This is a genomic window from Methylomagnum sp. (genome assembly GCF_054333355.1).
The window spans coordinates 1-3,766 of sequence record NZ_JBTEKS010000413.1; the positions used below are offsets into that span (position 1 = coordinate 1).

General features: G+C 59.1%; 6 protein-coding genes. 3 read left to right on the forward strand and 3 right to left on the reverse strand.

Annotation, left to right across the window (positions count from 1 at the left end):
* The 3 genes from gatB to trhA all read left to right on the forward strand — a co-directional run.
* A partial coding sequence (gene gatB, locus ACXWUF_RS20290) for an Asp-tRNA(Asn)/Glu-tRNA(Gln) amidotransferase subunit GatB (RefSeq protein WP_458496377.1) occupies positions 1-839 on the forward strand: 839 nt, incomplete at its 5' end.
* Positions 840-877: 38 nt separating this feature from the next.
* Positions 878-1,390 carry a Uma2 family endonuclease gene (locus tag ACXWUF_RS20295; protein ID WP_458496378.1) on the forward strand — a complete coding sequence of 171 codons (513 nt, stop codon included), beginning with the start codon at positions 878-880 and terminating at the stop codon, positions 1,388-1,390.
* Positions 1,391-1,440: 50 nt separating this feature from the next.
* Positions 1,441-2,166, forward strand: a complete 726-nt coding sequence (trhA, locus tag ACXWUF_RS20300) for a PAQR family membrane homeostasis protein TrhA (RefSeq protein WP_458496379.1) — start codon at positions 1,441-1,443, stop codon at positions 2,164-2,166.
* A 47-nt stretch (positions 2,167-2,213) separates the two neighbouring features.
* Here the strand turns inward: trhA and ACXWUF_RS20305 are convergent, their stop codons facing one another.
* The 3 genes from ACXWUF_RS20305 to ACXWUF_RS20315 all read right to left on the reverse strand — a co-directional run bounded on the left by ACXWUF_RS20305 (position 2,214) and on the right by ACXWUF_RS20315 (position 3,589).
* On the reverse strand, positions 2,214-2,651 hold the full coding sequence (locus ACXWUF_RS20305) for a molybdenum cofactor biosynthesis protein MoaE (protein ID WP_458496380.1): 438 nt from the start codon (positions 2,649-2,651) through the stop codon (positions 2,214-2,216).
* Positions 2,652-2,655: 4 nt separating this feature from the next.
* Positions 2,656-2,889, reverse strand: coding sequence for a molybdopterin converting factor subunit 1 (gene moaD, locus ACXWUF_RS20310; protein WP_458496381.1), 234 nt, complete (start codon positions 2,887-2,889; stop codon positions 2,656-2,658).
* 568 nt (positions 2,890-3,457) lie between these two features.
* On the reverse strand, positions 3,458-3,589 hold the full coding sequence (locus ACXWUF_RS20315) for a hypothetical protein (protein ID WP_458496382.1): 132 nt from the start codon (positions 3,587-3,589) through the stop codon (positions 3,458-3,460).
* Positions 3,590-3,766: the final 177 nt, after the last annotated feature.

Here is a 3,766-nt window from a genome sequence, read left to right on the forward strand (position 1 = left end):
TGCGTCCGGTCGGCCAGGAGAAATTCGGCACCCGCGCCGAGATCAAGAACCTCAACTCGTTCCGCTTCGTCGAGAAGGCCATCAACTTCGAAATCGAGCGCCAGATCGAACTCATCGAAAACGGCGGCACGGTCGTTCAGGAAACCCGCCTGTACGACGCCAACAAGGACGAAACCCGCCCCATGCGCAGCAAGGAAGAAGCCAACGATTACCGCTATTTCCCCGACCCGGACCTGCTGCCGCTGGAGATTTCCGGCGACTTCATCGAGGACGTGCGCGGCGGCTTGCCGGAATTGCCGGACGCCAAGCGCGACCGCTTCAAGTCGCAATACGGCCTGAACGACTACGACGCGGGCGTGCTGACCGCCACCCGTGAACTGGCCGATTATTATGAAGCCCTGGTCAAGGCCGCTGGCTCCGACGCCAAGCTGTGCGCCAACTGGGTGATGGGCGACCTCGCCGCCGCGCTCAACAAGGCTGGCCTCGAAATCGAGCAAAGCCCGGTGTCGCCGGAACGTCTGGCTGGCTTGGTGCAGCGCATCGCCGACGACACCATTTCCGGGAAGATCGCCAAGCAAGTGTTTGAGGCGCTGTGGGAATCGCAGGACAGCGCCGACGCCATCATTGAGAAACAAGGACTCAAGCAGATCACCGACACCGGCGCGATTGAGGCCATCATCGACCAAATCATCGCCGCCAACCCGAACCAAGTGGCGGGCTATCGCAGCGGCAAGGACAAGCTGTTCGGGTTCTTCGTCGGACAGGCCATGAAGGCGACCGGCGGCAAGGCCAACCCGGCGCAGTTGAATGAGTTGTTGAAGCAGAAATTGCAGGGCTAGCCCTTAACCACGGGCGGGAGGCGGCGATGGTTGCGGTAATGGAAAGGCTTATTACGGCGGACGAACTCTGGCTCAGGCCGGACGATGGCCTGCGCCATGAACTGATTAGGGGGGGATTAACGAGTATGGCACCGGCAGGTTCACAGCATGGAATCATCGCGCTACGGATAGCGGCTTCCCTGCATGTTTATGTGGAAGATCACGGCTTGGGCGTGACCTTTGGCGCTGAAACCGGCTTCAAGATCAAATCCAATCCCGACACCGTCCGCGCCCCGGATGTGGCCTTCGTCGCCAAGGAACGCTTTGAAGCCATCGGTCCCACCCCCAAATTCTGGCCCGGTGCCCCGGACCTCGCGATTGAAGTTCTGTCGCCCGGCGACACCTATTCCGAAGTGCAGGACAAGGTGGTCGAGTGGCTGGAGTCCGGCACTCGGCTGGTCATCGTGGCCGACCCGCGCCGCCGGGTGGTCACGGTGTACCGCTCGCTGAATGAAATCCGGATGTTGACCGAGAACGACAGCTTGGAAGGTGGCGAGGTGGTGCCGGGCTAGCGGTTGCCGGTAAAGGCCATCTTCGGTTAGATGTAGCGTGTAGGGCGGGCATGTCCCTATGCCCGCCGATTCTTGGCCGCAACGGACCCGCCATGGAAATCTACCCCATCCCCGGCTTCTCCGACCCCGTCAGTTCCCTCACTCACCTGCTCAGCACGGGCGTTTTCGCCGTCCCCGGTTTTTTCCTACTGCGGAAAGGCCGGGGCAGCGCGGCCCGGCTAGCGTCCCTCAGTGTCTTTGTTTTCACCTGCTTGTTTCTGCTGTCGATGAGCGGGGTTTATCACTTGCTCGAAATCGGCGGCACTGGCCGGCAAGTCTTGCAGCGGCTGGACCACGCCGCGATTTTCGGGCTGATCGCGGGCAGCTTCACCCCGACCCACTACATCCTGTTTAAAGGCTGGGGCCGCTGGGGCGTGCTGGCGCTGATTTGGACGCTGGCGGCCACGAGCATCACGCTCACGGTGATTTTCTTCGACGCCATCCCGGAATGGCTCAGCCTGAGCCTATATCTCGGCATGGGCTGGATTGGCCTGGGGTCCGGCATCGCGTTGTGGCGCCGCTACGGTTTTGGCTTGATCCGGCCACTTGTCTATAGCGGCCTGTCTTATAGCGCGGGGGCCGTGCTGGAATTCCTGCGCTGGCCGGTCCTCATTTCAGGTGTGGTGGGACCGCATGAATTGTTCCATCTAGCCGTGTTGGCGGGTGTCGGCTTCCATTTCCGGTTCTTGTTCGGCATGCTGGACCGGGCGTATTTATCAGCGCGTCCAACGAGTTAGGGGAGACTTACGCCGCCTGAAGGCGGGACTACGAGCCAAAAGTTGCCTCAATAGCCTTCCGTATTTTTCTCCACCCACCGTTCTCCCTGAACCAAGGTTTCCTTCTTCCAAAACGGCGCCCGGTGCTTCAACTCCTCTATGATGTACCGGCAGGCGTCGAAGGCCGCGCCGCGATGCGACGACCACACGGCCACCAAGACGATGGGTTGATCCGGCAGGATTTCGCCCACCCGGTGGATGACCAGGGCATCCAGAAAATCCCAGCGCCGCTCGGCCTCCGCGACGATGCGTTCCAGGTGCTTCTCGGTCATGCCGGGGTAATGCTCCAAGGTCATGGCGTGTACTGTGTCGCCCTCGTTGAAGTCGCGCATGGTGCCGACGAAGGCGCAGGTGGCGCCGTATTTTCCGGCGTGGCCCAGGTCGCCGGATTGGTGGCGGACCAGTTCCGCGTAAGGATCGAAGGGCGTGCCGCGTAGTTCGATCATCGGCTCAACCTCCCGTGACCGGCGGGAAGAATGCCACTTCGTCGCCGTCGCGGATGGGCGTGGCGGGGTCGGCGTATTCCATGTTGACCGCGCAGAGGAGTTCTTCGGGCAATGGGCGGCCTTCGTCCACGGCCTTCCAGATGTCGGCTACGGTGCTTATGCCCTCGGGCATGAGGGTTTCTTCCACACGGCCCATTTTTTCTCGCAGGGAGGCGAAATAGCGGACTTTGATCGACATGGTGGTGGTCTCGCGGGTGCAGGGGAAGGGGATAGTTTAGCGGGTGGGAGTCGGGGCGGTGAACCCGTGTAGGATTCGTCTCTATCCGGTTGCCACCCCCCTTGCCTCGGGGCTAACCTAAGGCGATTTCCAGGAAAAGACATACCTGTAGGATGGGTAGAGCGAAGCGAAACCCATCACCCTGTGTCCGGCTCGATGGGTTTGGCGAGTACGCTCTACCCATCCTACATCCAGATCAACGGTGACAAGCATTTTCGGAAATCGCCTAAAACTGAATTGTCTTAACTTCTTGGAAACCCCCTTATGACTACCGTTCAATTTACCTTGCCCGAAGCGTTGACACAGTTCCGTAGGTCGAGCTGTATTCCCATGCCCGACATTTCGGCACCGGGGGCGTCGGGCATGAGTACATGCCCGACCTGCAGGTCTGATAATTAATGCACTCATGGCATTCCCTCAACAGGACTTCAAACAGAAACCCAGAAAGGTGGGTCATGGCGCGTGTGGGTTGGTTGATATGAAGTAGGATTTGTAGTGTACCCAACCCTGCTAGCGTGCCAGATATTAGTTATTTAACTTCGCCTGAAATCTTGGAAAGGGTATCCTGAGTCGCTTTCCGTCTTTTTTCAATTTCCACTTGGGCAATCCTTTCCTCGGCGATAAGCTCAATGGCGGCATTTAAAACAGGAAAATATTTCATACAAATTTGTTCGTCTAATTCGTGAACCCCTTTGCTAGTGTTTGGTCCCGTGTGATTATATTCCGGTTAGAAGCTATGCTCTCTTCGAGGCGCGGAGCCTGCTCCGCGAGGTATTCAATTCACTGGCTTGAGGCTCCGCCATGCTGATCCGTCTCCACAAGAACGCCCGCACCACCC

Bases quoted from the DNA above. Each gene is read 5' to 3' on its own strand.
- ACXWUF_RS20295 (WP_458496378.1), top strand. From the start codon at position 878: ATGGAAAGGCTTATTACGGCGGACGAACTCTGGCTCAGGCCGGACGAT.
- ACXWUF_RS20315 (WP_458496382.1), bottom strand. From the start codon at position 3,589: ATGAAATATTTTCCTGTTTTAAATGCCGCCATTGAGCTTATCGCCGAG.
- ACXWUF_RS20305 (WP_458496380.1), bottom strand. From the start codon at position 2,651: ATGATCGAACTACGCGGCACGCCCTTCGATCCTTACGCGGAACTGGTC.
- trhA (WP_458496379.1), top strand. From the start codon at position 1,441: ATGTCCCTATGCCCGCCGATTCTTGGCCGCAACGGACCCGCCATGGAA.
- moaD (WP_458496381.1), bottom strand. From the start codon at position 2,889: ATGTCGATCAAAGTCCGCTATTTCGCCTCCCTGCGAGAAAAAATGGGC.